General features: G+C 65.3%; 1 protein-coding gene. It reads left to right on the top strand.

What is annotated here, in order from left to right; all coding sequences use genetic code 11:
• Positions 1-29 precede the first annotated feature (29 nt).
• The gene (locus tag AWC02_RS00060) at positions 30-1,208 is read left to right on the top strand and encodes an IS481 family transposase (protein ID WP_085126088.1); all 1,179 of its coding nucleotides are present in this window, start codon (positions 30-32) and stop codon (positions 1,206-1,208) included.
• The last annotated feature ends 44 nt before the right edge of the window (positions 1,209-1,252 follow it).

Raw genomic sequence — 1,252 nt, 5'->3', positions numbered from 1 at the left:
AGCCGCGTCATAGGTGACAGTCATGGGTCATGTCCAAAGCGCGTGTGGCCGTCCTGGAAGTCCTCAGTGGAAACCTGTCGGTGACTGCTGCAGCCCGCACCTACGGGCTATCCCGCCAACACCTCTACCGCCTGCTGACCCGCTACCGAACCGGTGGCCTCGATGCGCTCGAACCCCGCTCCCGGCGCCCTGCGAGCAACCCCCGCAGGATCTCCGATGACGTCATCGCCGCCATCGTTTTACTCCGCGAAGAACTCACCGCTGAAGGCCTCGACGCCGGCCCCATCACCCTGCAAAACCACTTGGCCCGCCAAGGCCTGTCAGTGCCATCCACCTCCACCATCCGGCGCATCCTGCACCACCACGGCCTGATCACCCCCCAACCCCGCAAACGCCCCCGCAGCTCCTACCACCGCTTCCAAGCCGACCAACCCAACCAATGCTGGCAATCGGACTTCACCCACTGGAGCCTCGCTGATGGCACCGACACCGAGATCCTCAACTGGCTCGACGACCACTCCCGCTACCTACTAGCGTGCACCGCCCACCGCCGCGTCGCCGGCCCCGACGTCGTCGCCAGCTTCACCGCCACCAGCTGCGAATTCGGGCTGCCCGCAGCCACACTGACCGACAACGGTTCGGTCTACACCTCCCGATTCACCGGCGGCCACAACGACTTCGAACGACTCCTGGCCGCCCTGGGCATCACCCAGAAAAACGGGCACCCCGGCCACCCCCAGACCCAAGGAAAGATCGAGCGCTTCCACCAAACCCTCAAACGCTGGCTCGCCGCACGCCCCCGCCCCGCCACCCTGGCCGAACTCCAAGGTCTCCTCGATGTCTTCCGCGTCATCTACAACACCGAACGCGGCCACCGCGCCCACCCACACCACATCACCCCCGAACAGGCCTACCTCGCCCGCCCCAAAGCCACCCCCGGCAACCAACCCAGCACTGCCATCCGATTACGCACCGACGTCGTCGACCACTTCGGCAAACTCACCCTGCGCCACGGCAGCCGCCTGCACCACCTCGGTATCGGCCGCGCCCACGCCGGCACACCCGTCCTGATCCTGGTTACCGCCACCACCGTCACCGTCATCAGCAAAACCGGCCACCACGTCATCGCCAGCCACCACATCGACCCCGACCACAACTACTGGCCCAACAAACAGAAAACCCCCGGAAAAAGCCGGGGAAATCCGTAACCGATGACGCGACTCATGTGTAACCCATGACCCGACTCACCACA

Source organism: Mycolicibacter engbaekii (assembly GCF_002101585.1).
Lineage (GTDB): Bacteria > Actinomycetota > Actinomycetes > Mycobacteriales > Mycobacteriaceae > Mycobacterium > Mycobacterium engbaekii.
The sequence above is the reverse complement of the archived record's forward strand: the minus strand, read 5'-3'. Positions and strand labels throughout refer to the sequence as shown.